The sequence below is a fragment of the Chryseobacterium sp. SIMBA_038 genome, assembly GCF_046535115.1.
Taxonomy (GTDB): Bacteria; Bacteroidota; Bacteroidia; order Flavobacteriales; family Weeksellaceae; genus Chryseobacterium.
In genome coordinates this window covers 1-914 of sequence record NZ_JAWRXH010000018.1, presented here as the reverse complement: position 1 = coordinate 914, position 914 = coordinate 1, and the positions used below count along the sequence as shown (strand labels likewise).

Annotated in this window: 1 pseudogene and 1 other annotated feature; the pseudogene reads left to right on the top strand. The window is 60.6% G+C overall.

Going from position 1 to position 914, the window contains the following annotated elements:
• Positions 1–914: pseudogene (locus SB689_RS22520) on the top strand (IS3 family transposase); the annotation flags it as partial.
• Positions 112–228: a sequence feature (AL1L pseudoknot), on the top strand. (Overlaps the previous pseudogene by 117 nt.)

The window sequence follows — 914 nt, the reverse complement described above, 5'->3', positions numbered from 1 at the left end:
CGACCGTGGAGAGCGCGATGACGTGAGTACGGCCGAGCGTGAACGCATCAAGGCCTTGGAGCGCGAGGTCAAGGAACTGCGCCGGACCAATGAGATTCTCAAACTGGCGAGCGCGTTTTTCGCCCAGGCGGAGCTCGACCGCCGTTTCAAGTCCTGAAGGCCTTCATTGATCAGCATCGCGACACCTTCGGGGTCGAGCCGATCTGCAAGGTCTTGCGGATTGCCCCGTCGGGCTACCGACGCCATGCGGCACAGCTTCGCGATCCGTCCAGACGCTGCGCCCGCGCGAAACGAGATGAGATTCTGCAACCCGAGATCAGGCGTGTCTGGCAGGCCAACATGCAGGTCTATGGTGTGCCGAAGGTCTGGAAGCAGATGAATCGCGAGGGCATTGTGGTCGCGCGCTGCACGGTCGGTCGGTTGATGAAGCTGCAAGGTCTGCGTGGTGCGGTTCGCGGCAAGCGCATTCGCACCACGATTGCCGACAAAAGCGCACCGCGTCCGCTGGACCGAGTCAACCGGCAGTTCAAGGCTGACCGACCGAATCAGCTCTGGGTGTCGGATTTTACGTATGTCTCGACATGGCAAGGCTGGCTGTACGTGGCATTCGTGATCGACGTGTTTGCCCGCCGTATTGTTGGCTGGCGCGTCAGCTCGTCGATGACCACGGACTTCGTTCTGGACGCACTTGAACAGGCGCTGTATGCGCGGCAACCAGGCGAGAACGGGACATTGATACACCATTCCGACAGGGGGTCCCAATACGTCAGCATTCGCTACAGCGAACGTCTGGCCGAAGCGGGCATCGAGCCTTCGGTCGGCAGCCGTGGCGATAGCTATGACAACGCGCTGGCTGAAACGATTAACGGCCTGTACAAGACGGAACTGATTCATCGGCGCGCCCCGTGGAAAAC